We start from the raw sequence: 24,769 nt of genomic DNA, 5'->3' as shown, positions 1-24,769 counted from the left end.
CATGTCCGGATTCGCACCGAAAATCTATCAACAGCAGGTACTCGACAGCGTAGAAGCCTATTTCAAGGCCTGCCACGAATTGCCATCCCCTTCGATTGCATTTACTGCTACTACGGAACGTCTGTGGGGGCGAGGCAATCCGTACAACCCATTGTCGGGTTTTCCGGCTGATATGCCGTACTTCTGCCTGCGCGTGCCCACCGGCGGTGGCAAGACCTGGTTAGCTGCGAAAAGTGTCCAACTCGTCAACACTCACCTGCTACGTTGTGAGCACAGCGTAATTCTGTGGCTGGTGCCCAGCAAGCCGATTCGTGAGCAGACCATCAAGGCACTGAAGGATCGCAGTCACCCGTATCACGCCGCGCTGCGTGAAGCTGGACCGATCACGGTACTTGATCTTGAGGAAGCCAAGAGCGTCACCCGCGCCACGCTGGATACTTCGACCACCATCATCGTCGCCACACGCCAAGCATTCCAAGTGGAAGAGGAAGAGTGCCGCAAGGTGTACCAGTCCAGTGGTGCTCTGATGCACCACTTTGATAACCTGTCACCAACGCAGCGCGACGAGTTGCTAACCGACGGAGAGGGAAGCGAGCGCACCACGCCATATTCGTTGGCCAACGTGCTGCGCTTGCGCCGTCCCTTCGTGGTGGTGGATGAGGCGCACAATAGCCGCACTGAACTGGCCTTCGACATGCTGGCGCGCTTCCGGCCCAGTGGTGTGATGGAGTTGACCGCTACGCCAGACTTGGAGCGCACGCCGACTAACGTGCTGCACAGCGTATCTGCCGCCGAGTTGAAGGCGGAAGAGATGATCAAGCTGCCGGTGGTGTTGGTAACTGAACCCAACTGGCAGCAATGCCTGGCTGATGCCATTGGCCGACGCGATGCGCTGCATAAGCTGGCCGATGAAGAGCGCCGTGCTGGTGCGGCCTACGTGCGCCCCCTGGTGTTGATACAGTCCGAACCGCGCCGTACTGGAATCGAGACGTTAGATTTCGAAAAGGTAAGGAATGAGCTGATCACCAACCACGGCATTCCAGCCAACGAAATTGTTGTCGCCACAGGAGAGGAAAAGGGGCTGGAGCAGATCGATGCTGATTACAAGCTGGGCATTGCCGACCCGGCTTGCCCAGTGAAGTATGTGATTACCCAGAAGGCGCTGGCTGAAGGCTGGGATTGCCCGTTTGCCTACATTCTGGTGAGTATGGCCTCTCTGTCGTCGGCCACGGCGGTAGAGCAGTTGCTCGGGCGTGTGTTGCGACAGCCCGGTGCAAGCCATCGACAGGCCAAGGCGCTTAACCAATCTTATGCCTTTGTGGTGTCGCGCAACTTTGCCGAGACGGCAGGTGCGCTGCGGGATCGTCTGGTAGCGGGGGCAGGTTTTGATCGGCGTGAAGTCACGGAGTTCGTTACTGCTGCGCTACCTGAACAGGCACGTCTGGACTTGGAGGGCCACGCCGGGCGCGTTGTCGTTCGGCCAGTTGCGATTACGTTATCCGAGAAACCTGACTTAAAGCGCGTGCCTAAACCAGTGCGTGACAAGGTTAGTTGGGACAGCAAGCTCAACACACTGACTATCAGCACGCCACTCACGGAAGATGAGGCCGAAGCGCTCAAGGCCTCGGTTACCTCCGAAACTGCTGCAACCGCGATTGTGGAGGCCGCTGAAGTCAGCCGCACCACGGCGATTGAGTTTTTTCAGACGCCCGCCGAATTGGGCGAACGCTTCCGCGTTCCGCAGTTGGCTTTACGCGTGCAAGGTGAGTTGGCACTGTTTGATGATCCGGAGGTGCTGGAGTATCCGTGGGATTTGTCTCCCTACGATGCCGTGCCGACAGCTGATAATCTGACAACATTGACTGCGGCACTGAAAGTGTCGGAAGGTGGTGAGATCGATATCGACGGTGAAGGCCGCGTGGTGTCGCGCTTCCTGCCCGAGTTGCAGCGTGATCTGGGTTTGGTTTATCAACCCGAAAACTGGGATGAGGTTCGCATTGCCACCTGGTTGTGCCGCAACCTGCCCGAGCCTTCATTGACCCACGCTAGCAAGCAGGCATTTGTGGCCGCGTGGCTCGCTGACTTGCTGCGCCGGGAGGCATTCACGCTGGCACGCGTGAACTTGCAGAAGTTCTTGATCCGTAACTTGATTGATGCGCGCATTCGTGAACTGCGCAAGCAGGCCGTTAGCAAGGCGTACCAGCAGGCGCTATTCGGTGACGATGCGGCCACGCGGGTGGCAGTGACCGATCAATACGCCTTCGAGTTCCACGCTCAAGTCTATGCACCCAGCCGTGACTACGACGGGCGCTTTGGACATTTCGATTTCCGCAATCACTTCTATGGTCGCGTGGGTGACTTCGACAGCAAGGAAGAGTTCGAATGTGCCTGCCAGTTGGATATGTGGGCACAGCAGGGCCGGATCCAGTTCTGGGTGCGTAACTTGGTTAGGCGTGAAGGCAGTTCATTCTTCTTGCAGAAGGCTGATGGCCGTTTCTACCCGGACTTTCTCTGCCAGTTGCCAGGGGTAGAAGGCCAGCCGGGGCCGATTCTCGCGGTTGAATATAAAGGCGCAGATCGATGGAGCGGCGCTGAAGATGACCGCCTGATTGGTGGCCTCTGGGCTAACCTGTCGGAAGGCCGCTGCCGGTTTGTGATGGTCAAGGACAAGCGGTGGGATTGGATTGAGGAGGTGCTGAAATGAGCGCGAGAGAGGGTATGCCTACCTGTCTAGGTGCACCGAAATGGGTTGCATGAGCGAGACGCTACGAGCAAAAGCAGCGTGCGACTGAACTCCTAGAGGCCGCTAAGCGCGCTGTTGAAATCGCTATTGAAGACAGCGAAGCTGCTGCGCTGATTTACTTGAATCAAATAGCTCCATCAGAGCATTGAGTACCGGATCGAAAAGAAAAGGAAACGTCTCATGGCCGAAATCACCCGCCGTCGCACTGGCGAATTCCTGCGCGAGCTGTTCAGTATCTTGATGGCTGCGCCCGAAGGCATGCGCGCCAGCGAAGCTCTGCAAGTGTTGGCTGATCGCTTCACATTGACGCCCTACGAGGCCGGCTACTACGACTCTGGTACACGTCGTTTCGAGAAGATTGTCCGCTTTGCTACGGTTGACTGTGTCAAGGCAGGTTGGCTAGTGAAGGACAAGGGTATTTGGTCTATCACTGAGGCGGGGCAAGCTGCACATGCTGAGCAACCAGATCCCGAAGCGTTCTACAAGCTTGCTTGCAAGCTTTACGCGGAATGGAAGGCAGCTCAACCCGAAGCCGACGGTAATGCGGCAGCCGTAGCGTCGGTGGCCAGCGCCGTCGAGGATGTCGTCGATAACAACGCCAAGGCGGCAAGTGTGACGTTTGAAGAAGCCGAAGAGCAGGCTTGGGCGGAGGTGTCACAGTATCTGCGGTCAATGAACCCCTACGATTTCCAAGACTTGGTGGCTGACTTGTTGCGCGCCATGTCTTACCACGTCACTTGGGTGTCGCCGCCCGGCAAGGACGGCGGCGTTGACATCTTGGCTTGGCCGGATGCGCTGGGCACCAGGCCGCCGCGCATCAAGGTGCAGGTAAAACGTCAGCAGCAGGCGGTGACCGTGGACGGCCTGCGCTCTTTCATGGCGGTGCTGGGTGACGAAGACGTAGGCCTGTTCATTTGTACGGGAGGGTTTACCAAAGACGCCGAAACTGAGGCGCGAACCCAGGAGAAACGCCGCGTCTCCCTGATCGGCCTCGACAAGCTGTTTGACCTTTGGGACGAGCACTATGACAAGCTGACGGACCAGGCACGGCGTCGTTTGCCGCTCCGATCAATCCGTTTCCTTGCTCCTGGTGGGTAATCAGATGATCCTCGGATACACCAGTATTCACTTCTGCAGTCCCAGAAGGTGCTAGTGTCCTATTACCTCTCGTGGTGAAAATGACGGTTATCAGCCAGAAGCCGTCATCTACAGGGATACATGTTAGGACCGCTTCTGGCCAGTTGCGACTGTCACTGTCCACCCTGCAACTGCTATTCACAAACTAGGTGCCGATAGCAGTTTAGCAATGATAGTCTCTGCTCAGATCGTATGACGGACTACCGGAAAATATCACATAGCGCTTGTCCCAAGCAGCACGAAAATTGATTCCCGCACTGATGATCAGTAAGTGTGCTTTTTTCTCAATTCAAAAGGTAGATTGAAAATAGAAAATTTCTTCAATTCCCAAATCAAATGCCGCTACAAGTAAACGGAAGCCGATAAAAGACTATATAAAATTGGTAAATCCCTGAGGTCCATCTGTTGTTGATTACGTTTGATGTGATCAGTTGATTGAGTACTGCCTCAATTTCAGCCCAAAGCGTTGTGAGATCATTAAGATTACTTCAGGCATACCTTCGATTAGGCTCTGATTATTAATTGCTCGGCGGTGAAGCTCATGGAGCAAAATTAAATTTCGACGTACTGTAGGTCGACGCAGGTCAATCTCTTCAGCATCAGGCAGGACTGGTAAATTAGCGATTGAGGATAATCTCTCTTTCCACTTTTTTGCATGATCATCTGTGGCTCCGCTCCAAACATGTACGGCAGCACCTGCAAGAGCGTCTGCAAGCTGAATTCCATGTGATGTTTTTGAGTCTCGAAAGTCAATTGGCCCAGATAAGTTAAATGTCATAGGGCGATTCGCACCGTCAAATCCCCCAAACAATTGTTTTCTGTACCCGATCATTGCATCAAAAAAGTCACCAGCTTGTTGAAGCGGCTTCGAGTTGTCGCAAATTGCTGTAATAGTTTCGTACTTAGTGCCCCACCGGGATAGAAGACTATGAAGCGAAGTACAAGTAATATCTAATACCCACTTTCCCGTCGTCACCCGTGAGAGACTATCCAGTTCAGCCTTAATATCAGCAGCACGATGTTGAGCAAACTCTCTGACTTTAGTAATAATCGGCGAATTTTCTGGATGTGTGGAGGCTGAAAATAACAATGCCAGCTTGGTATCATCGGGGCTTCGCATCAAAGCTTCAAACTCTTCAAAAATCTGCTCTGCACCAGCACCACGAGCCATAAACTCTACATACAAAATGGTTGCAACAAACTTATGAAAGTCGCAACCATAGAACATAGTATTGATATCGGAGATACACGGCTCGAAAATGTACTCAAAGAGCTTGCAAGCGAGTGCATATTTTTTTTCGGCAATAGTGAACAGTAGCCGGCCATCGAATTCTTTGAGAATTTCGTCAATTGCTTTCCGCCCCGTATGATGCCTTACAAGGCTTCCCCCCTTTAATTCACCGTTTTGAATGTTGTAGCGAGAAATTAAGCTTTCCACAAATTCTTTGGCTTCCTCGTCGTTAGTCACAACAGATGCATAGACAAAAAAACGCTGATTGGGGTCAAGCAAGTGGTTGCCGGTAAATCCTGCTTCATCGAAATAGATAGCTTGTGTCACACAATCTCCTCTAGTTTTTTTTGAAAAAAAGCTGCAATTTATTTTGCATTAGAAACACTTAGATTGCATCAATATTGATCATGGGGCATTGTCCAGCATTGACATCAAGGCTAATGGCAGCAACAGACAATAGGACCAATTCTGAAAGCGGTCGCTCCAGACTCGTTCAGATTTTAACTAGGCAAGTGTCTTGGCAAGGTCTGCTTTGTGCATCAGCAATTATTGAGTTGCATTGACCAGTTGAATCGACCGCATCGCGGAATTAGACACGTAAATGTCCTTTCTGGCGGATCTTGGCCAAACTCAGTCGTTCATTTCAAGTGAATTGTTCAGTTGCTACCGGCGCAGGTGGTGGACTCAATCGGAATTCACAGCATCAACATGCAAGGGTGATTCCCTCGTTACATCACCGTTACCCGTAACGTTTCATGTAACGACCACAACGTTACAGCGATACCGTTGGTGGAGCTTGTAGCGGGTATGGGTAGAACCGTTTCGAAACTCTTGGGCAACCCTTGAGAAAGGCTTTCCGAACCCTTATGGCAAGGCTTGCACGAACCCTTGAGGGAACCCTTTCTTAAAGCCTTTGCCCATGTCTTTGCCTTTGGCTGAGGAAGGGACTTGGCGACCAATAAGAGAGGGCGCATTCGATTCCCAAGGCCCTTCCAAGGGGCTTGCATGGGCCTTGGTGGCAAGGCGTCTATCGAAGGGTTTAAGACCCTCAGAGCGTTCTCCCCGGCTAGGGCTTGGAGGTTCTTGACAAATGCAAATAATTGGATTCCAGCCGGTAGATAACACCGGGTGGAATCCCAAAATGCATTTGCAAGCTATGTCTAACGCAGTGGGCAATGTGACCATGACCAGCTTGGAGCTGGTTGAGTTCATCAACGAAGACCGAAGAGCGCGCGCAGAAGTTGTTGGCGCTGCATTCCCTTCGCCGGGCTTTGCCAAACTGGAGCACGCGGACTTCATGAAGAAAGTGCCGGAGGTGCTTGGTGAACGTGCCGGAAATTTTTCCGCCACGTACCAAATCCCCGGTCCGAACGGATCTAGCCGTTCAGCACCTTGCTACCGCTTCCCGAAGCGCGAAGCCTGCTTGATGGCCATGAGCTACAGCTACGAGCTACAGGCGAAGGTGTTTGACCGCATGACTGCTCTGGAGTTTTCGCAAGCGCACTTGCTCCCGAATTTTGCAGATCCTGTGGCAGCCGCTCGCGCCTGGGCTGATGCCAAAGAATGTGAGCAGCAAGCCGTAGCTGAACTGGCGCTGGCTGCACCTAAGGTGGCGTTTGTAGACAACTATGTGCAGGCCAGCACTGGCAGCAAGGGATTTCGCCAGGTGTGCAAGCTACTCAAAGCCAACGAAAACGAGTTCCGCGCTTTCCTCACTGAGCGCGACATCATGTACAAGCTCGCGGGCGAGTGGACACCGCACGCCCCACACATCGCGGCTGGTCGCTTTGAAACCAAGGCAGGTGTGGCAGAGCACGGGGATACTACCCACGCTTACAACCAGGCCAAGTTCACGGCCAAAGGTGTGACATGGGTTGCCTGTGAATGGGCGAAACACAAAGCGTCTGTGGTCAAGAAAGGCGGTGCAGCATGAATCCGTTGGAAAGCAGCCCTGTCGATACACGGCCCAAGGAGATCAGCACAGATGAGCTGGCCAAATTAATGCATCTCAACCGGTCAGAGGTTTTGATTCTTTATGCCAAGCGCGCTCTGCCTCAGGCAATTCGTGAAGAAGATGGTGTTTTTTATTGGGATGCTAAAGAGCTGGATGGCTTTTTGAGGTCTGCTGTGTTTGATTTGAATGCGCGCCATAAGAACAAAACCGGCCACACTCCGAGAACCATCAAGAATGTTTCGTGGCGTAAAGTCTTTGCTTCGCACCTGTCTTCTTACCAAATTGTGTTGAGCGCGGTTGCCGAAATCGCGCAGCAGGCGATGTTTGCCACGCGGGAAGACATTGCTGCAGCAGTGGATCTGCCCTTGCAGGTCATTGATGAAAACCTGAAGAAGCTGCATGAGCGAGGGTTACTGCGCCGAGTACGTCCTGGCATTTATGCGTTGATAGAGCAGGAGGATGAGCCGAGAGCTATCAGCCTGACGCATTTGCCGGATGGAACGTCCAAGTTGGAATTTGGCGATGTCTGTGAAACCTTGACGGCCAGCGAGCGCCGGAGACTGGCACAGTTGCTGGTCGGTGATGCGGTTCAGTATTCAAACATCCAGGCAGGGCACGATGCCAACTTGTTGGCACAAGAGCTGTTTTTGGTCACCAACATGCTGCGCACTGCGGACTCGGAGCGCCGCGCAGCCTTGTTAAAAGCCGGTGTGGACGTCCCCTTGATTCCCTGGGAGGGTGTTTCGCCGCATCTGGAGCGATTCTCTCAGCGCCTGAGCAAGGTGGGTGCAACGTACTCCAGATCCTAGACACCCCGACTAGGGTTTCCGTTTCCAGTTGCCAGTTTCCATGATTGCGTCATGGCAACCACCAAGCAATCGACCATCCCCGCCCATAGCGCTCAGTCTGCGGACTGGGCGGCAATTGAGCGCGCATATAGCGGCAGCCGTATTTCGGTGCGCCAGCTCGCTGCTGAGCACGGCGTATCGCATACCGCAATCGGAAAGAAGGCGCATGCCAATGGCTGGGAGCGACCAGCAAAGCTGTCTGCGGCGCCCAGCAAGCAAGCACAGAAAAGAGCGGACAAAGCCTCTTGCGGCAAAGATTCACAGCTGACCCAAGCATCGTCCAGAAAGACGGTTGCTCGCGTTGGAGAAAACATCAGGCCCTCTGGCCATCATCTGCACTATTCGCAAGCGCTAGGTGATGCCATTTGTGAACGCTTGGTGGCGGGCGAGAGCTTGCGCAGCATCTGCAAAGCAGTGGGGATGCCTCACATTGCCACTGTAATGCGCTGGCTGGCAGATCCGCTGAAGCAGGCGTTTTGCGACCAATACACCCGCGCGCGTGAAATGCAGATGGATTTTTACGCCGATGAGCTGGCGCAGCTGCATGAGAAAGCCTGGGTACCACTCCTCGATGAGGAGGGGATGCCGATGAAGGATGCGCACAACCAGCCTTACAGGGTGGTGGACAAGTCCTCTGCGGCCTTGGTGAAGCTGGAGGCAGATAACAAGAAGTGGCTGATGAGCAAGCTGGCGCCCAAGAAATATGGCGACAAGCTGGCTTTGGGGGGAGCTGCGGACTTAGGCCCCTTGCATATCCATAAAGAGCTCACGGATGCCGAGCGTGCAGTGCGCCTGGCGCGCGCGTTGAACGAGACGCCACAGGCGCTGCAGGCACTCGCTGGCGCTCTTGGTGCAAAGGGGAAGGCATGACGCAACCTTCGTCCATGACCTTGAGCACTGCGGCAGCACTGCAAGCGATCAAGGCGATGACACCAGAGCAAAAGCGGGAGCTGGATAAGCTGCTGCTTGGTGATGGTCGCGTCTGGGTGCCGCAGGAGGGACCACAGCGCGCGGCTTTTGAAAGCAAAGCCGATATCTTGTTCTACGGTGGATCTGCTGGTGGCGGTAAAACAGATTTGCTGCTTGGGTTGTCTCTCACAGAGCAAAAGCACAGCATCATCTTTCGGCGCCAGGCGGTGCAGCTGACCGGCATTGAAGAGCGCATGACCCACATCATGGGTTCGCGCGATGGCTACAACTCTCAAGAGGGAATTTGGCGCTTGCCGGGTGGCCGGATCATGGAGCTGGGGCACTGCAAGGAGCCCGCAGACTGGATCAAGTACCAAGGGCGCGCCCACGATGCCAAGCTATTTGACGAGATATGCCACTTCACAGAAGGGCAGTTTCGCGCCTTGATTGGCTGGCTGCGCACCGATGATCCCAGCGTCCGTCAGCGTGTGGTGTGTGCTGGCAACCCGCCTACAGAGCCAGAAGGTGAGTGGGTCAAACGCTATTGGGCACCTTGGCTGGATCCTATGCACCCCAATCCAGCCAAACCGGGAGAGCTGCGCTGGTTTATCACCAATGCCAAGGGTGAGGATGAAGAGGTGTGCGGGCCGGATGAGGTGTTGATTGATGGAGAGGCAATCAAGCCAATGTCGCGCACCTTCATTCCATCCAGCGTGGAGGACAACCTTTTTCTGATTACGACCGGCTACAAGCAAAAGCTGCAAGGTCTGCCAGAGCCATTGCGCTCTCAGATGCTCAAGGGGGACTTCAATGCGGGCAGTGCAGATCCTGCGTGGCAGTTGATCCCCACGGAATGGGTGAAGGCAGCGCAGGCACGCTGGGAGGACAAGACATGCAAGGGGCCAATGACGGCCTTGGGCTTTGACCCTGCACGTGGTGGCCTTGATAACTCTTGCGTGGCGCGCCGCCATGGACAGTGGTTTGACAAGCTGGTGAGCGCGCCTGGCATGGTCACCAATGATGGGCCCAAAGCGGCGGGCTTTGTTGTGCCGCTGGTGCGCGACGGTGCCTGTATCTGTGTCGATGCCATTGGCATTGGTTCGAGTGCGCTGGATTGGTTGATGAGCTTGAACCTCAATGTGCTGTCTGTGGTGGGCTCTGAAGCATCTACGGAGATGGACAAGGTGGGTCAGCTGCGCTTTCGCAACAAGCGCGCCGAAATGTACTGGCGCTTGCGCGAGGCCCTGGACCCACTGAACCCAGACCCTATCGCGCTCCCACCAGATGCCGAGTTGCTGGCAGACCTCACTGCGGTTCGCTACAAGGTGGTGACCATGGGCAACAAGGCGGCCATTCAGATGCGCAGCAAAGACGAGATCCGCGACGCCCTGGGGCGATCTCCGGACAAGGGGGATGCCGTTGCTATGACCTTCATCTCCAACATCCCCACCCCGAAGGCGCAGCGCGCAAAAAGCTGGCGTGATCGCTTGGACAGGCGCGGTGGGCAATCTTCATTTATGACTGCATGAGGTCACCATGAGTAATGCAAAAGCACGGTCCAATTGGGACCGCTACCAGTACGGCAAAAGCCGCGGCCATATCGATTACATGAAGCAGGCAGAGCGCTGCGAACAAATGTACCTGGGGGGTGGTCGCCAGTGGAAGCCGGAAGATCGCGCCTATGTGCAGGCGCAAAAGCGCCCGGCACTGGAGTTCAATGAAATTAAGGGGGCGGTCAATACAGCGATTGGCTACCAGATCCAAAACCGCATGGATATCGCGTTCAAGCCGCGTGGTGGTGAGGCTGACCTTGCCACAGCCACCATTTTGTCCAAGGTGGCGATGCAGGTGGCCGACCAGTGTGGCTTGCACTGGAAGGAAACGCAGGTCTTCAGTGATGGACTGATTCAGCAGCGCGGCTACTTTGATGTGCGCATGAACTTCGATAAGAACATTCATGGCGAAATTCAGATTGAAACGCTCGATCCCATGGATGTGGTGCCGGACCCGGATGCCAAGACCTACGATCCTAAAGGCTGGTCGGATGTGACCATCTCGCGCTGGCTCACGCCCGATGAGATTGAAAACATATATGGCAAGAAGGCGCGCCGGATTGCCGACGCAAGCGCGGATACGGGCTATGACTTTGGGGATTTGGGTGACGATGGCCCGCAGCGCAACAAGTTTGGCACAGGTGGCATTGCGGGTGCAGGGGATGCGTATGGCTCTGAGGGTGAGGGCCCACCACGATATCGTGTGATTGATCGCCAGATCCGCGTTTACAAGCTGACCAAGTGTCTGGTGTTCCCTGATACGGGCGATGTGCGTGCAGTGGACCAGCTATCGCCGGAGTCTGTGGCGGATGCGCTGGCCAATGGGGCGGTGGAGACCAAGCGCATGATGCACCGCATTGATTGGCTGGTGACCACTTGCTCGAGCGTGTTGCATGACGCGACAAGCCCCTACGATGATTTCACGGTGGTGCCTTACTTTGCATACTTTCGCCGTGGCCTGACGGTAGGCATGGTGGATGATGCTATCGGACCCCAAGAAGCGCTCAACAAGGCGGTGAGCCAGTTTGTGCACATCCTGAACACGTCCGCCAATAGCGGATGGATCACCGAGCAGGACTCCATCACGAATATGGAGCCCAGCGAGTTGGAAGCGCGTGGCGCCAGCACAGGCTTGCACATTGAGGTGAAAAAGGGCGCCAAACCTCCGCAGAAGATCACCCCGAACCAAGTGCCTACGGGGGTGGACCGCTTGATCGAGCGTGCGGACAAGGCGATCAAGGATGTGACCGTGCCAGATGTGCTGCGCGGCGCTGCAGGGCCTGAGGTGGCTGGGGTGGCGATCCAAAGCCGTCAGTTTGCGGGTCAGCAGCAATTGGCCGTGCCACTGGACAACCTGGCGTTCACCCGTCGGCTGCTGGCGCGCCGCATTCTGGCACTGATCCAGACGTTCTATGACGCGCACCGCGTATTTCGTATCACTGAAACCAATCCCTACAGCGGCAAGCCCGTGGTGGAGACAGTGGAAATCAACCAGTACGACCCTGCCACGGGGGGCTATTACAACGATGTGACCGTGGGCACCTACGACGTGGTGATCACTGAGCAGCCGATGCAGGTGACGTTCCAAAACAGCCAGTTCAACCAGGCATTGGAAATGCGCAAAGCAGGCATACGCATCAATGACGCCATGGTGGTGCGCTACTCCAACTTGCAGGACAAGCACGAAATCTTGCAGGGCTTGCAGCCTGCACCGCAAGAGGTCGATCCAGTGGATGCAGCGCGTGCCCAGTTGCTGCGTGCTCAAGCCAGTCTCACCGCCAAGGAGGCAGAGCGCGCCCAAGCCCAGACGCGAAAGATCAACGTCGAGGCCACCAACAAGAGCGTGGAGTCGCAATACAGCTCGGTGCAGACCGCGCAGGTCATTGCGGGCAACCCCTCCGTATCGGGTCTGGCCGATGGCCTTCTGCGCTCAGCAGGTTTCCAAGACCACGACGCCGCGCCCATCGTGCCGGTGGTGAATCAGCCTGTCGCGCTCAGCGTACCGAGCGAAGTGCCAGTCAATACAGACCCTGTAACCCCAGCCAACCCTGCCGTTGGCATGCATCGCGGCATCAGAACCCCCGAGGCGGATGGTTTGCAACCTTAAGGAGAAGTCGAAATGGCGAAAGAAAAACACCAGATGGTGGCGTCTGGAGATACAGACAACTGGCAGGCCGAGGATGACATGCGCACCTTGGCCCGCGCGCGAGAGATTCACGTGAAGACTACGCGAAGGCCACGCGAACGGCACGCGTGAACCACGCGAAGACCACGCAGTAAACGCTGCGCTGCGTTCAAGCAACCATCCACAACAGGAGAGCAACATGCCCGCAATGATTCGTAACCTACTGAACCGTCGCCTCTTTAATGCACATGATGATGGCACCGATTTGCCCGGTGATGGCGCGACCGTCATCGATGCAGACCTGCAAAACGATGATGATTTTGAGTCACTCAAGGACCTTGATCGTGGTGATGGTCAAGCACCAGCATCGGCACCTGAAACCGCACCACCTCCTGAGGTTGCTCTGGAAGCGCCCAAAGCGGTGGCTGCGGTGGCCGAGCAAGACGAGGGCGAAGATGGCAAGCCTCACTCTGGCAGCGTACCTATGCCGCGTTTTAACGAGGTCAATGAGCGCCGCAAGCAGGCTGAGCAGGCATTGGCCATTACGCAGGCCGAGTTGCAACAGCTGCGCCAAGCAAGCGCCAAGGGCATCACTGACGAAGAGCTGGATGCGCTGGAGGAAAAGCACACCACCGCGATGCTGGACGGGCAGGTCAAGGAAGCCGTGGCCTTGCGCCGTCAGATTAACCAGCACATTGAGCAGCGCGCTGTGATGCGTATCCAGCAAGAGCGCTTGATGGAAAAAAGTGCCAACGCATGGAACGATGCAGTAGATGGCTTGCTCACGGCCAATCCTTGGCTGAACACCAACGACGGTGCGCCCATCTTGGAAATACTGGCCGATGTGGTTGAAGCCAAGGTGGCCAAGGGCATGTCGCAGTTTGATGCTCTCAAAGAGGCCTCCAAGATGCTGCCACGCTTAGCACCAGCGAGCCCCCAGGTCGCGCCCGGCGCCGACTTGCGCACGGCCAACTCGATTAAGCGTGGCGCTCAGGCGGCAGCTGCACAGGCGCCAGTTCTGCAAGCTGGCTTTGGTAACCGCGCCCTGAGTGCTGCCATGTATGACATTGACAGCATCAGCGACGAGGCTTTCATGAAGCTCAGCGAAGAAGAAAAGGCGCAAATGCGTGGAGGCTGATTCCGCGCCTCACCGGCTAGGGTTATGAAAAGCTAACCACTGGCCTGATGCTTTATCCCACGGTGATACCGCAACCAGCACTGTCGTCCATGCTGGTTGCTTTTCTCAACTTTGACGAAACAGCCTCTGTGGTGCGGCGTTAAACCACTTCCGTCAACAAGTCCGACGTTAAACGGCTTGGCCGCTTGGCTGCCTCAATGCCATGTCTTCCGCCTTGAGGGCTGCGCATGCCCGCAACAAGTAACAACTACTGCAAAAGGCATTGCCATGTCGTATACCGAATTTGGAAAACTGAGCGAAGCTCAAGTCAAAGTGTGGGCCAAGGACCTGTGGCTCACCGCAAAGCACAACTCTTTTGCCAACCGCTTTATGGGCACCGACCCCAACTCCATGATCCAGGTGGTCAAGGAGCTGACCAAGACCTCCAAGGGGGATAAGGCCATCATCCAGCTGGTGGGGGATTTGCAGGAAGACGGTGTTGTCGGAGACAACGAGAGCGAAGGCAACGAAGAGGCGATGCAAGCGCACGTCCAAGAAATCAAGCTGGACATGATCTCGCACGCAGTGATCAACAAGGGCAAGTTGGCCGACCAACGCACCACCATCAACTTTCGCAGCACCGGCAAGAACAGCTTGGCTGAATGGCTGAGCCAGCGCATTGATGAGCTGGCCATGCTCACAGCTGCAGGCATCAGCTTTCAGTTCAAGACCAATGGTGCCTTGCGCGCATCGAACTCGCAGTTTCCGGCGTTGGAATTTGCGGCTGATGTGAAGGCACCGACGGCTGAGCGCGGCCTGATGTGGACTGGCACCAGCTTGGACTACTCCAACACCGCCAGCATCACCAACGCCTTTGTGCCCAAGTACAACATGATCGTTGACTTGGTGACCCGCGCCAAAGAGCAGCGCATTCGCGCGCTGCGCAGCGGTGGCAAGGACTATTACGTGGTTCTGGTGGCTCCTGGCACGCTGGGCGCGCTCAAGAAAGATCCCGACTACAAGGACGCGCTGGTGGCCTTGGCCAGCCGTGACGGTGAGAAGTCACCTTGGTTCACCGGTGCTGCAGTGACCATAGATGGTGCCGTGATCCATGAGCACAGCGATGTTTACAACACCAAGGGTGCTGTAACTGGCTCCAAGTGGGGCGAGGGGGGTGTCGTCAACGGCACCCGCACCATGCTGTGTGGTGCTCAGGCGCTGGCCATGCTGGATCTGGGATTGCCAGACTGGGCCGAGAAATCGTTCAACTATGGCAAGCGTCATGGCATCAACGTGGACAAATTCCTGGGCCTGTTGAAGCCCCAATTCGAGTCCAGCGTGACTGGCAGCGTCGAAGACCACGCCATCATCACTTGCGACCACTACTTGGGTTAAGCCAAGGCTTTTGCTTGAGGGCGGGGCCTTGCGGCTGCGTCCTTGCGCTTTCACTTCATCTTATAAGGACAACATCATGGCCATCAATAAAACCTCTGGTCGCCAAGCACCTTTAACCGCCGTAGTGACCATCCAGCACTCTGACGTGACCACCTACGGCAGCGCAGAGCCCGCCATTGACGTGCCGGGCGGTGCCATCGTCACAGGTGGGGACATCACGGTGGTGACCCCTTGGAACAGCACTATCACGGCCACGCTCAAGTTGGGCGACAAGGCTGACGATGACCGCTACACCGCATTGGCTGTTGACCTCAGAACGGCAGGGCGCACCGCGCTGACGCTGACAGGTTACAAGCACGCGGGCATCGAGCCTTTGAAGGCTTTGCTTGCCCAGTCCGGCACGGCTGCAACCAAAGGTGAGGTGCGCATCACCGTGCAGTACATCACCGAAGGCCGCGCGACCGCGTCGCTGGGCTAACCCTTGTTGTGGATGGCGTTGCAAGTAGCGCCTTGAAGGCCCGGCGCTTTGAAGTGACCGGGTCTTTTCTTTGGGAGTGAATCATGAAGACACTTTTCTCACCTTTTGGACGTGCGATCCCTATTGCTTTGACCAGTGGTCATACCTTTGTTGTGACACAACAGCCGGTCCCTGTGCCGGGCATGTTCGTGGCTGAAGCGATGGCCCGAGGCGCGATGCAGGTGGAGGATGAGGCGCAAGCCACAGATGAGGTGCAAGCTGCCGCGCCTACTGATGAAGCATTGGCTCTACAGCGATCCAGCAAGATTAAAGAAGTCCTCAACGGCATGCTCGATGGTGCCAATGAAGCGGACTTCACTGCGGATGGCAAGCCTCAGCTGGCGCGTATGAAAACCTTGACGGGCTTTGCGGTCACACGCGCAGAAGTTGATGCTGCCTGGCTAGAAGTCAGCGGGCCCATGTGAGCGCAGGGAGCACCATCATGCGATTGAAGCAAATGATTGAGATGTTCCGCGCAGAGCTCGGTGATACGCAAAAGACTTATTTGTGGGAGGACAGCGAGCTCGTTCACTACCTCAATCAGGCTGTGCAAGAGGCATGTGAGCGAGCACTGTTGATCGAGGATCGGTACACGCCCAGCGTGTGTCAATTCCAGACAGCCATCGGCACCGACAGCTATGAACTTCATTCGAGCCTTATCAAGATCAAGCGCATGACGGTGGCAGCACGTCTGTTGCGCCCAACCTGCGTAGAGGAACTCGATGATGAATGCCCCGGGTGGGAGCGTCAGACGGGAGTTCCCCATAGCTTCATTTGGGAGGGGACTCAAGGCAGTGGGAGGCCAAGAGTTCGTTTGGTACCAACACCTGCCATGGAGGCCGAGGTGCGCATGACGGTCTACCGTGGTGCGCTAAAGCCATTGGAGGTTGACAGTGATGCGGAGCCTGAGATTCCCGTTTCTTTGCATGATGGGCTCAAGCATTGGGTTTACCGCTGCGCGCTGCTTAAAAACGATGCGGATGCACAAGATGCAGTGCGCGCTGCAGACCACGAAGCTCTTTTCACCAACATCTTTGGTGCCAAGACGGATGCCAATGTGGCCAGGAAACGCCGTGACCGCAATCCTCCGCTCATTCACTGCGCATGGTGATGCGCACTCCCGAGTAGGGTTAGTGAAATTTGACAAGCCCCTGAAGAATCTTCAATGACTTCAGGGGCTTGCTGTTTCCTGCCCTTGGAGCTGAACACCTACATCAAGGAGCCACAATGCCCGCACCTCAGAACATCGCCAAGCAACGCCTGCTTGCATTGGCTGCAGGGACGCCAGCGCGCAGCAGCCAGTCCACTCGAAACCTTCGCGCACATGGAGGCAAAGTCGCAGGTCCAGGCACCTCGACGTCCGACTCTATCGAGGCCAAGCTTTCTGCCGATGAGTTTGTCTTGCCTGCTGACACGACCCGCAAGATCGGGGTTGAGCGCCTGCGCAAACTGGTGGCCGCCACACACCAGCCCACAGGCAAGGCAGCAAAGCCGCACCACTACGCAGATGGCGGGCTGGTTGAGGACGAAGAAAAGCAGGCGTCTGCCGCAGCCAGTACGGCTTCGCCAAGTCGCGCTGACTTGATCGCACAAATTCCACTGGAAGAGGGGCGGGCTGCGCCCAAGGCACAAGACAGTGGCATGCTGGACAGTCTCAAGCAAACCGAAGTTGGGCGGCAGGTTTACAACACGGCAATGGCTCTGCCAGGTGTGGGGGGTGTTGGGCGCACCGTGTCCACTGGTGGTGCCATCAGTTCCGGATTGAATCGCTTGGCGGCCATCGGGAATGCTGCGGGAAATATGGCGACAGGTGATGGCGCGGTGCGCGAAGCGGTGAGCATGGGGGCGGACTTTGCGCGCAATTTCCCCGCTGGGACAGCGCAGGCAGGGACTTTGCCAGACAAAGGCGCCAGCGCGCCTGTCGCTCCATCTGGTGAGCAAGGCCAGCCACAGCCAGATAGCGCGGGCTCTATGCCGCAGTCTGGTAGCTCCATTGCTCCAGGCATTTATCAACATGGTCGCGGGAAGTACAGCGATAGCGCTGCTGGCATGGATTTCAGTCCAGGCTTTACGGGTCAACCCAGTGCCGCCGACCATGAGCGCGCGGGTGCGCTGGCACTCAATGGCAATTCGCAGGCAGGCAATGCTTTTGGCGTGGGTGACTCTCGCTCTCCGGTTGGAATGTCTGTGCAGGATGCGCAAGCAGCGGGGCTGGTTGGTGAACGAGTGGGTTATGACCCAGCTTATGACACAAGGCGCCAGGGGGCAGGTCCAGCCACTGCCCGGCCTGCACAGAGTTGGTCGAACTTCGCCAATGGCTCTATTGCCATGGAAAGCAGCTCCAGCCCTGAGCAAACACCGCAAATGCGCAGCCCGACGCTGGCACACAGTGGCAACGACTGGACAGCGCGCGAGAATTTGCGCCGGCTGAAGATGGATGCCACAAGTTTGGCTCACAGCTCGCATTGGGCAAAAAAAGGATCTGGCAAAGCCGCTGCAGATACCTATAGCAAGGCGTTGCTGGCAGACCATGCAGCCATGACAGATGGACAGTCCCAAGCCAACTTGGAGGCAATGAAGGTTAATGCAGGCTTGCAGCGTGAAGGTATGGCACAAGCAGGTGCAGATCGCCGGGATGCGCGCCGCAGCGCGTGGGAGATGGGGCGCTTGGGCTTGGAGGCGCAAGAGCAAAGCGTGCGTTTGCGCGGCCTTAATCGCTTGGACCAAGCGCAAGAAGCGTTGATGAAGGCGCAAAACCCCGAGCAAGTCTCTAGCGCTCGCGCTCGCTTGCTGGCATTGCACGGCAAGTCTGGCCAAGAGCAAACCAGATGGCGTAGTGGCAACGATCAAAACGGCAACCCATTCCTCTACAACGAGGTGACCGCTGAGACGCGCCCAATGGCCCCGCCTGCTGCCGCTCAAGCTCCAGCGCAGGGGAGCTATCACCGCGGATCTGACGGTAAGCAGTACGAGTTTCGCGACGGCCAGTACGTACCAGTGGGGAGCCGCAAATGAACACAAGCTATCAACCCATACCGTATGACGAGAGCCTATATCCGGTGCAAGGTGGCATTGAGTTCACACCCATTCCCAAAGCCACAGGATTTCAGCGACTCAAGGACATTGGAGCATCGTTTGCCGGTGGAGCCGTTGGTGCCACCAAGGCAATAGCCGATGCAGCTGGCGCTGACAATGCCGTGTCTGCTGGGCTTGGCCGCATGCGGGATGCTACGCAAGGCTGGCTCAGTGCTGAGCGTCAAGCTGAGCAAGAGCGCCGCGCTGCTGTCATCAGTGAGGCAGAGAAGGGAGGCAGCCGGTTGCGTGAGATCGGCGCTCATCTTGGTGGAATTGTTGAAGCCCCAGTCAGTACAGTAGCCCAAGCCGCAGGGTCGGTGGTGCCTATGGTTGCTGCGATGGCTGCAGCACGCAGGGGTATCGCTCCCAAGACATTGGCGACAGGGCTCGGTGCTGTGCAAGGGGCGGGGGCCGTTAAGGGCAGTATTCACGAAGCGGTCAAGGATGGACACTTGAAGGCAGGAGCGAGCGAGGAGGCAGCGACTGCAGCGGCTGACAAAGCCCAGGCTTATGGTGGTGACAACACAGCACAGATTGCGTTAGGCAGCGTTCTTGGTGGCTTGGCTGGCCGCTTCGGTGTGGAAGATATGGTGGCGCGCGGTATGACCGGAGTTGCTGCTGCCGGTGGAGCTTCAGCACTTCGCCGCCTTGGTGCGGGTGCGTTTGGTGAAGGCGTGCCAGAGACCGTTCAAGGTGGTCAAGAGCGTTATGCCTCCAACACCGCCTTGCAAAACGAGGGTTTTGATACGCCAACATGGCAAGGTGTGGCAGGCCAAGCTGTTGCTGAAGGCGTGGCCGGTGGCATGTTGGGTGGCGTGAGCAACGCTTTTGCCCGTGGGCAGCACCGCTCGCAAGAGCCGGAGCCTACTGCTGCTGCAATAGCGCCAGCGCTTGAGCTACAGCGCACAGCTGCTGCGCCGGTCATAGATCCTGATGACAATCCGGAAGTTGGTGTCGATGCTGAGCTCTCTCCCGTGTATCGAGCCGCACCCAATCCAGCTGATGGGCCTTTGTCGCGCAATGTGGCCCAGGAAATGGAGCGTGGCGCTTTGCCCGAGGGACAGGCTGCACCCACGCCGCGCTCCATCCATGAACGCATTCAGGCACTGCCAGAGCAAGAGCGCACACAGGCCATCATCTTGGCCGATGAAATTAACAGCTTAGACAGTCCTGAAGGTGTTCGCCGGTACCGCCGCGCTGAATTGGAGGCATTGCTGCAGTTGCATGAAAAGCCTGCTGGTGCTGACGGCCCAATCTCGCGCAGCTTGACGGCCCATCGACCTAGTACAGCGCTTGCTACCAGCGAGTTGACGGCAGACGATCCTGCTAACTGGCACAAGATCTACCGTCGAAGTCCTGTTGGTGTTCCTTACCAAAACGTAGCAGACCCACTGGCCGATGCCCAGCAGGCCGTGCGCCAAGGTACAAACTACACCGACCCAGAGCGTGTGCAGGCCGTACGTAATGAGCTGGAAGATGCATGGCTTGCACTGAACGTGGACGAATCCACGCAAGCTGTGGAATCTCCACAAGCTGCCGTGCCCATTGATCATGGCGACATCACCCCGGAGATTGATGCCCGTGTTCGTTCTGGCCGGGTTGCCAGCGGTGTGCGCAATGCCTTTGATGCGGGCGCTCCCAACACCTTGCGCGTAATCCAGCATGTCAACCAGGCGCTGCGCACCATTGGTGAGTCTTCGTTGACACAAGATGAAGTTGCCCGCGTGCGCCGCGTAGCCGATGCGCGCACTGCCTTTATGGGGTTGAACTTGCCAGCGGCATTGCCTGCGGATCCTGTGCAGCCAGTCGCTGCCGTGGATGCCATGGCTGACAACAGCAGCATGGAAGCGCTGATCCCTGAGCGCCAAGACAAGGCCACTCGGGCTACGACAGTTGCACAACCAGCAGCGCGAGCAGCATTTGACCAAGCGATCCACAGCGTTTCATCTGCACAGCACGCCCCAGGAGTAACTCAGGCAAGCGTTGAAGGGGAAATGGATGGTGCTGCAGCGACTCTCAAACATGGCGATCAAGTTGACCAACTACCTGTGCTGCAAGGCGCAGCGAGTGCTCAAGTAATCGCGCAACAAGGCATTGAACTCGGACAAACAGAGGATCAACGCAAACAGGACGCGTCTGAGCGCTGGGCGCGCATGGCGGCTGTGGAGCGTCAAACTGCCGCCAAGAGGGCCAATGGTTTGAATGCTGTGGCTAAGGGCAATGTGCACACCAAGCCATGGGCAGACTTGTCCGAGAACGTGCGTGCAGCGTTGCTGGATGCGGTAGTACCGCCATCACCGCAAGAGCGGTCATCAGCGCTGGAACACATACAGCAGCAGACGCTGTTAGACAGTGGTGCTCGTACAGAGGAACCAAACGCTTTGGATCATGGGCTTGCAGAGAATGACTTTGCAGCCACGCCAATTCGTGAAGGCCAGTTACGAAATAAAAAGCCACTCTGGGAGCGCGCCGGGCCCAGCGCACGAACTACCCTGGAGGCAGCCCCCCTTAATCCCGTGGACCAGAGTAGCGCAAACAGTATAGTTCCGCTGGTTGAAGGCAGTAAATCTACCAAGGCTGTTGATACAGCTATGGCTACAGATGCAAGCCCGGGATCAGCTTTGCGCCAAGAGGATGTTTATCCGAATCCAACGGCTGATGAGATCCCCTCCATTCAAGCGGGCTCTGAACACTTCGTTCAGTCTGTGGAGACTCGCGAGATTTTGCGCTCACCAAATCGGGGGAACCAAGTTTCAGCGTCTGTGGAGATGCGCAAGACAGGTCACGGAGCGTTATTCAGCAGCCGCACCACGCCACCGCAATCCAAGCTTTCGCTGGAACGCATCCAGCAGCTGGTGCATACGGCTCTTCGGGACATCCCCGGTTCGCCACCAGTCTACGCCGTAGGCAGCCCCGCTGATATCGGACTTGTCACCGCTGGGGAGGATGTGCATTCTGGCGTCTCCCTCCGGAGTGGAGACATTTACGTGTTTCAGTCCGGAGTAGGGTCTGATCTCGATGTACTTAAGACGGTCTTTCATGAGTTGTTCCATCGTGGGTTAAGAAACATCTTGCCGGTTGAGCAGTATGTGCAATCCATGCTGGATTTGGCAAAGCGTGATGACCGAGTCCAATCATATGCAAATGACTGGAAAAAGCTACCTATCGCAGCACAGCAGCGCGCTGAGCTGGCCAAGATGGGCTTTACCGGCAGCGAGCTGCAAGCCAGTTATGAGGCGCTGGCCATCGAAGAAGGCTTGGCAACGCTGGCCGAAGAGCTAAAAGCCGAAAAACAAGCAGGTACGCGCTCGCTGCGCCTGCGGGGTTTGGCTTCATGGCTGGCCAGTGTGGCAGATAGGCTGGGATTTACCAGCGTGGCCAACGCGATTCGTCGCATGACCTACAGCGAGGCCGAGCGCTTTGTGTTGTCCGCGATTGCGGCTTCTGGTCAACCGGTGACCAGCACAGCCAGCAACCCCGCCGCAGAGCTGAACAAGATGCGCACACCTCTGACGGAGAGTGTGAGCAAGGCCGTGGGGGACACCATCAAGGGGATGACGGTACAAAACGTACGCAAGCAGGCAGGCTTTAAGGTGACCGATTACATGGGCATAGGGTTGCAGTTCTTAGGCCGTCGCCAGTTGACGGAGGTTTACAGCCCAGTGTTACCCCAGCTCAAGCGTTACAGTAATTTGATGGCGCGCATGGATGCTGACAAGAATGAGGCAGGCGCTGCTGCTGATCAGTTGGCCACAGAATGGGGCAAGCTCAAGGACGAAGCCGCTTTGGCTGAGCTGATGCACGACGCAACCTTGGCGCAGATTGACCCGGCCAATGACTATGTGGAAGGCGACAACAAGACCGACTGGAAGGCGCTCAGGGCTCGTTTTGATGCACTGACACCCGAGGCGCGCGATATTTACCAACGTGCCCGTGACGCCTACCGTGGCCACATGCGCCAGGTGCGTCAAGCCATCAAGGAGCGCATCGAGCGCAGCGGTATGACTGGCCAGCGCAAGGCGGACATGATCAAGCAGATGGAAGGTGACTTCTTTGGCCATATCAAGGGGGTGTACTTCCCGCTGGCCCGCTTTGGTCAATACATGGTGGTGGTCAAGAACATAGAAGGCAAGACCGTCAACGTCAGCCGCGCCGAGACGATGGTAGAGGCTGATGCACTGCGCACAACACTGGAGCAGCCTTATCCGGCCAGCAAGGGCTATACCGTGGGCAAGGTGCTCAAATCCAAAGACTTTGTGGCTGACCGTGACACGGTGGGTTCCGGCTTCATCCAAGAGCTGTATGGCTTGCTGGACAAACAGGGCATGGACGCCAAACAGCGTGCCGAGCTGGAGGACTCCATTGGTCAGCTGTATTTGGCTTCCATGCCCGACTTGAGCTGGGCCAAGCATGGCATCCACCGCAAGGGCACGGCAGGCTTTAGCCAGGACGCGCGCCGCGCCTTCGCGCAAAACACCTTCCATGGCGCCCGCTATTTGGCCAAGCTGCGTTACTCGGACCAGCTGCAGGACGAGTTGGCGGACATGGACCAGTACATTTCCCTGCACGACAATGACCCTAAGTACCCTTCGGTGCGCGCCCGCCAGGTGCTGGACGAGATGGTTAAGCGCCATGATGCAGCGATGAATCCGAGCGGGAACTCGCTGTCCACTGCGCTGACCAGCTTTGGTTTCATATTCCATCTGGGCTTGTCACCCGCTTCGGCTATGGTCAATCTGACGCAAACTGCACTGGTGGCTTATCCGGTGATGGGGGCCAAGTGGGGCTTTGCCAAGGCGGGTGAGGCGCTGCTGCGAGCCAGCAAGGAGACCGTGCAGGGCAAGAACGATATTTCTCGCTTCCTCAATACTGAAGAAAAAGCCGCATTTGACGAGGCTGTGCGCGCTGGCGTCATCGATGTGACGATGGCCCACGACTTGGCAGGCATTGCCCAGGGCGAAGACGCTGGCGTGATGTGGAAGATCCGCCCCCTGATGAAGTGGGCCAGCTTCTTGTTCCACCATGCTGAAAAGTTCAACCGCAGCGCGACCTTTATCGCGTCATATCGCTTGGCACGCGATGCAGGCAGTGACCACTACCAAGCGTATGAGGAAGCAGTCAAGGCGACCTATGACGGTCACTTCGACTACAGCAGCAACAACCGACCACGCATCATGCAGGGCAATGTGGCGCGGGTGTTGCTGCTGTTCAAACAGTACAGCCAAAACATGATTTATGCCTTTGCTCGATCTGCGCAGCAGTCCATGCAGGGGCAGACCGCCAAAGAGCGTGCCGAGGCGCGCAAGGTGCTGGCAGGCTTGCTGGTGATGCACGGCATGGCTGCCGGTGCCTTGGGCTTGCCCATGGTGTCTACGCTGCTGGCGGTGGCTTCCATGCTGGCAGGCGATGATGATGAACCGTTTGACGCACAGACCGCGTTGCAAAACATGCTGGCCGATACCTTTGGCCAAAAGCCTGCTGAAGTGCTGGCACATGGTTTGTCACGGCTGACGCCTTGGGACGTATCGGGGCGTGTAGGCTTGGATAACCTGATCTTCCCTGACCTGCAAGAAGGCTTGGAGGGGCAGCGCCTGGCTGAGTCGGCAATGGCTGCCGCTTTAGGGCCGGTGGCCGGTATCGGTACCAACATGCTGCGCGGTGTGCAGAGCATGGCACAGGGTGAGTATCTGCGCGGCCTTGAATCCATGCTGCCCAGCTTCTTGCGCAACCCACTCAAGGCCGTACGTTATGGGGGCGAGGGCGTGAAGGACAAGAGCGGCGTCGTGGTCAAAGACGAAGTGGACTTTGCAGGCCAGCTGGGGCAGTTCATGGGCTTTTCTCCATCAGAGGTGCGCTTGGCTTATGAGGGAAAGGCAGCAATCACTAAGCACGACCGCGCTTTGGTGGCCCGCAGATCCACACTCATGGAGCAATACGCGCTGGCGGCGATGGCAGGGGATGAAGAAGGCAAGGTTGAGGCACGCGAAGCTATTGCGCGCTTCAACGAAAAGAACCCTTCACGCGCCATCAAACCGATGAACTTGGCCCAAAGTGTTCGCATGCGCCAGCGCCGGATTGAGCAGGCGCAGGAGGGCGTTTATTTACCCATGAACCGTCGTGATGCGCTGGGTGTGGGGAGGTTTGCCGACCAGGATGATGGATGAG

16 protein-coding genes are annotated in these 24,769 nt (G+C 56.8%); 15 read left to right on the top strand and 1 reads right to left on the bottom strand.

Annotated features, from left to right (window positions below; genetic code table 11):
- Window position 1 precedes the first annotated feature (1 nt).
- Complete coding sequence (locus QEP11_RS16075; protein ID WP_284337657.1) at window positions 2–2,704, top strand: DEAD/DEAH box helicase; 2,703 nt, start codon at window positions 2–4, stop codon at window positions 2,702–2,704.
- 219 nt (window positions 2,705–2,923) lie between these two features.
- Window positions 2,924–3,841 (top strand): restriction endonuclease, encoded by a 918-nt coding sequence (locus tag QEP11_RS16070; protein ID WP_284337656.1) that lies wholly within the window; start codon window positions 2,924–2,926, stop codon window positions 3,839–3,841.
- A gap of 466 nt (window positions 3,842–4,307) precedes the next feature.
- Here QEP11_RS16070 and QEP11_RS16065 read toward each other — a convergent pair whose 3' ends face one another.
- Window positions 4,308–5,438: a DUF3800 domain-containing protein gene (locus tag QEP11_RS16065; RefSeq protein ID WP_284337655.1), complete on the bottom strand. Its 1,131-nt coding sequence runs from the start codon at window positions 5,436–5,438 to the stop codon at window positions 4,308–4,310.
- Window positions 5,439–6,267: 829 nt separating this feature from the next.
- On the opposite strand from QEP11_RS16065, the gene QEP11_RS16060 reads away from it, so the two are divergent.
- From QEP11_RS16060 to QEP11_RS16000, 13 genes are all read left to right on the top strand, one after another.
- On the top strand, window positions 6,268–7,044 hold the full coding sequence (locus QEP11_RS16060) for a phage antirepressor KilAC domain-containing protein (RefSeq protein WP_284337654.1): 777 nt from the start codon (window positions 6,268–6,270) through the stop codon (window positions 7,042–7,044).
- Window positions 7,041–7,874 (top strand): type IV toxin-antitoxin system AbiEi family antitoxin domain-containing protein, encoded by an 834-nt coding sequence (locus tag QEP11_RS16055; RefSeq protein ID WP_284337653.1) that lies wholly within the window; start codon window positions 7,041–7,043, stop codon window positions 7,872–7,874. The genes QEP11_RS16060 and QEP11_RS16055 overlap by 4 nt, the downstream gene beginning before the upstream one ends.
- Window positions 7,875–7,925: 51 nt before the next feature.
- The gene (locus QEP11_RS16050; protein ID WP_284337652.1) at window positions 7,926–8,783 is read left to right on the top strand and encodes a terminase small subunit-like protein; all 858 of its coding nucleotides are present in this window, start codon (window positions 7,926–7,928) and stop codon (window positions 8,781–8,783) included.
- On the top strand, window positions 8,780–10,351 hold the full coding sequence (locus QEP11_RS16045) for a terminase (RefSeq protein WP_284337651.1): 1,572 nt from the start codon (window positions 8,780–8,782) through the stop codon (window positions 10,349–10,351). The genes QEP11_RS16050 and QEP11_RS16045 overlap by 4 nt, the downstream gene beginning before the upstream one ends.
- A gap of 7 nt (window positions 10,352–10,358) precedes the next feature.
- The gene (locus QEP11_RS16040; protein WP_284337650.1) at window positions 10,359–12,482 is read left to right on the top strand and encodes a portal protein; all 2,124 of its coding nucleotides are present in this window, start codon (window positions 10,359–10,361) and stop codon (window positions 12,480–12,482) included.
- Between the two features lie 12 nt (window positions 12,483–12,494).
- On the top strand, window positions 12,495–12,632 hold the full coding sequence (locus QEP11_RS16035) for a hypothetical protein (RefSeq protein WP_284337649.1): 138 nt from the start codon (window positions 12,495–12,497) through the stop codon (window positions 12,630–12,632).
- Window positions 12,633–12,699: 67 nt separating this feature from the next.
- Window positions 12,700–13,638, top strand: coding sequence for a hypothetical protein (locus QEP11_RS16030; RefSeq protein WP_284337648.1), 939 nt, complete (start codon window positions 12,700–12,702; stop codon window positions 13,636–13,638).
- Between the two features lie 267 nt (window positions 13,639–13,905).
- Window positions 13,906–15,012: a N4-gp56 family major capsid protein gene (locus tag QEP11_RS16025; RefSeq protein WP_284337647.1), complete on the top strand. Its 1,107-nt coding sequence runs from the start codon at window positions 13,906–13,908 to the stop codon at window positions 15,010–15,012.
- Window positions 15,013–15,088: 76 nt separating this feature from the next.
- Entirely contained in the window at window positions 15,089–15,490 is a 402-nt protein-coding gene (locus tag QEP11_RS16020; protein WP_284337646.1) for a hypothetical protein, read from the top strand.
- 83 nt (window positions 15,491–15,573) lie between these two features.
- Window positions 15,574–15,954 (top strand): hypothetical protein, encoded by a 381-nt coding sequence (locus QEP11_RS16015; RefSeq protein WP_284337645.1) that lies wholly within the window; start codon window positions 15,574–15,576, stop codon window positions 15,952–15,954.
- Between the two features lie 17 nt (window positions 15,955–15,971).
- A complete protein-coding gene (locus QEP11_RS16010; RefSeq protein ID WP_284337644.1) occupies window positions 15,972–16,640 on the top strand; it encodes a phage adaptor protein in 669 nt (222 codons plus the stop codon).
- Window positions 16,641–16,756: 116 nt separating this feature from the next.
- The gene (locus QEP11_RS16005; protein WP_284337643.1) at window positions 16,757–18,544 is read left to right on the top strand and encodes a hypothetical protein; all 1,788 of its coding nucleotides are present in this window, start codon (window positions 16,757–16,759) and stop codon (window positions 18,542–18,544) included.
- On the top strand, window positions 18,541–24,768 hold the full coding sequence (locus tag QEP11_RS16000) for a PLxRFG domain-containing protein (RefSeq protein ID WP_284337642.1): 6,228 nt from the start codon (window positions 18,541–18,543) through the stop codon (window positions 24,766–24,768). The genes QEP11_RS16005 and QEP11_RS16000 overlap by 4 nt, the downstream gene beginning before the upstream one ends.
- The last annotated feature ends 1 nt before the right edge of the window (window position 24,769 follow it).

This window comes from Comamonas halotolerans, from assembly GCF_030162935.1.
Classification (GTDB): domain Bacteria; phylum Pseudomonadota; class Gammaproteobacteria; order Burkholderiales; family Burkholderiaceae_C; genus Comamonas; species Comamonas halotolerans.
Note: the sequence above shows the minus strand (reverse complement) of the source record. Positions and strands in the feature narration are given on the sequence as shown.

What these genes read in the sequence shown, in the direction of transcription:
- QEP11_RS16075 (WP_284337657.1), top strand. Translation starts at nt 2, where the DNA reads ATGTCCGGATTCGCACCGAAAATCTATCAACAGCAGGTACTCGACAGC.
- QEP11_RS16070 (WP_284337656.1), top strand. Translation starts at nt 2,924, where the DNA reads ATGGCCGAAATCACCCGCCGTCGCACTGGCGAATTCCTGCGCGAGCTG.
- QEP11_RS16060 (WP_284337654.1), top strand. Translation starts at nt 6,268, where the DNA reads ATGTCTAACGCAGTGGGCAATGTGACCATGACCAGCTTGGAGCTGGTT.
- QEP11_RS16055 (WP_284337653.1), top strand. Translation starts at nt 7,041, where the DNA reads ATGAATCCGTTGGAAAGCAGCCCTGTCGATACACGGCCCAAGGAGATC.
- QEP11_RS16050 (WP_284337652.1), top strand. Translation starts at nt 7,926, where the DNA reads ATGGCAACCACCAAGCAATCGACCATCCCCGCCCATAGCGCTCAGTCT.
- QEP11_RS16045 (WP_284337651.1), top strand. Translation starts at nt 8,780, where the DNA reads ATGACGCAACCTTCGTCCATGACCTTGAGCACTGCGGCAGCACTGCAA.
- QEP11_RS16040 (WP_284337650.1), top strand. Translation starts at nt 10,359, where the DNA reads ATGAGTAATGCAAAAGCACGGTCCAATTGGGACCGCTACCAGTACGGC.
- QEP11_RS16035 (WP_284337649.1), top strand. Translation starts at nt 12,495, where the DNA reads ATGGCGAAAGAAAAACACCAGATGGTGGCGTCTGGAGATACAGACAAC.
- QEP11_RS16030 (WP_284337648.1), top strand. Translation starts at nt 12,700, where the DNA reads ATGCCCGCAATGATTCGTAACCTACTGAACCGTCGCCTCTTTAATGCA.
- QEP11_RS16025 (WP_284337647.1), top strand. Translation starts at nt 13,906, where the DNA reads ATGTCGTATACCGAATTTGGAAAACTGAGCGAAGCTCAAGTCAAAGTG.
- QEP11_RS16020 (WP_284337646.1), top strand. Translation starts at nt 15,089, where the DNA reads ATGGCCATCAATAAAACCTCTGGTCGCCAAGCACCTTTAACCGCCGTA.
- QEP11_RS16015 (WP_284337645.1), top strand. Translation starts at nt 15,574, where the DNA reads ATGAAGACACTTTTCTCACCTTTTGGACGTGCGATCCCTATTGCTTTG.
- QEP11_RS16010 (WP_284337644.1), top strand. Translation starts at nt 15,972, where the DNA reads ATGCGATTGAAGCAAATGATTGAGATGTTCCGCGCAGAGCTCGGTGAT.
- QEP11_RS16005 (WP_284337643.1), top strand. Translation starts at nt 16,757, where the DNA reads ATGCCCGCACCTCAGAACATCGCCAAGCAACGCCTGCTTGCATTGGCT.
- QEP11_RS16000 (WP_284337642.1), top strand. Translation starts at nt 18,541, where the DNA reads ATGAACACAAGCTATCAACCCATACCGTATGACGAGAGCCTATATCCG.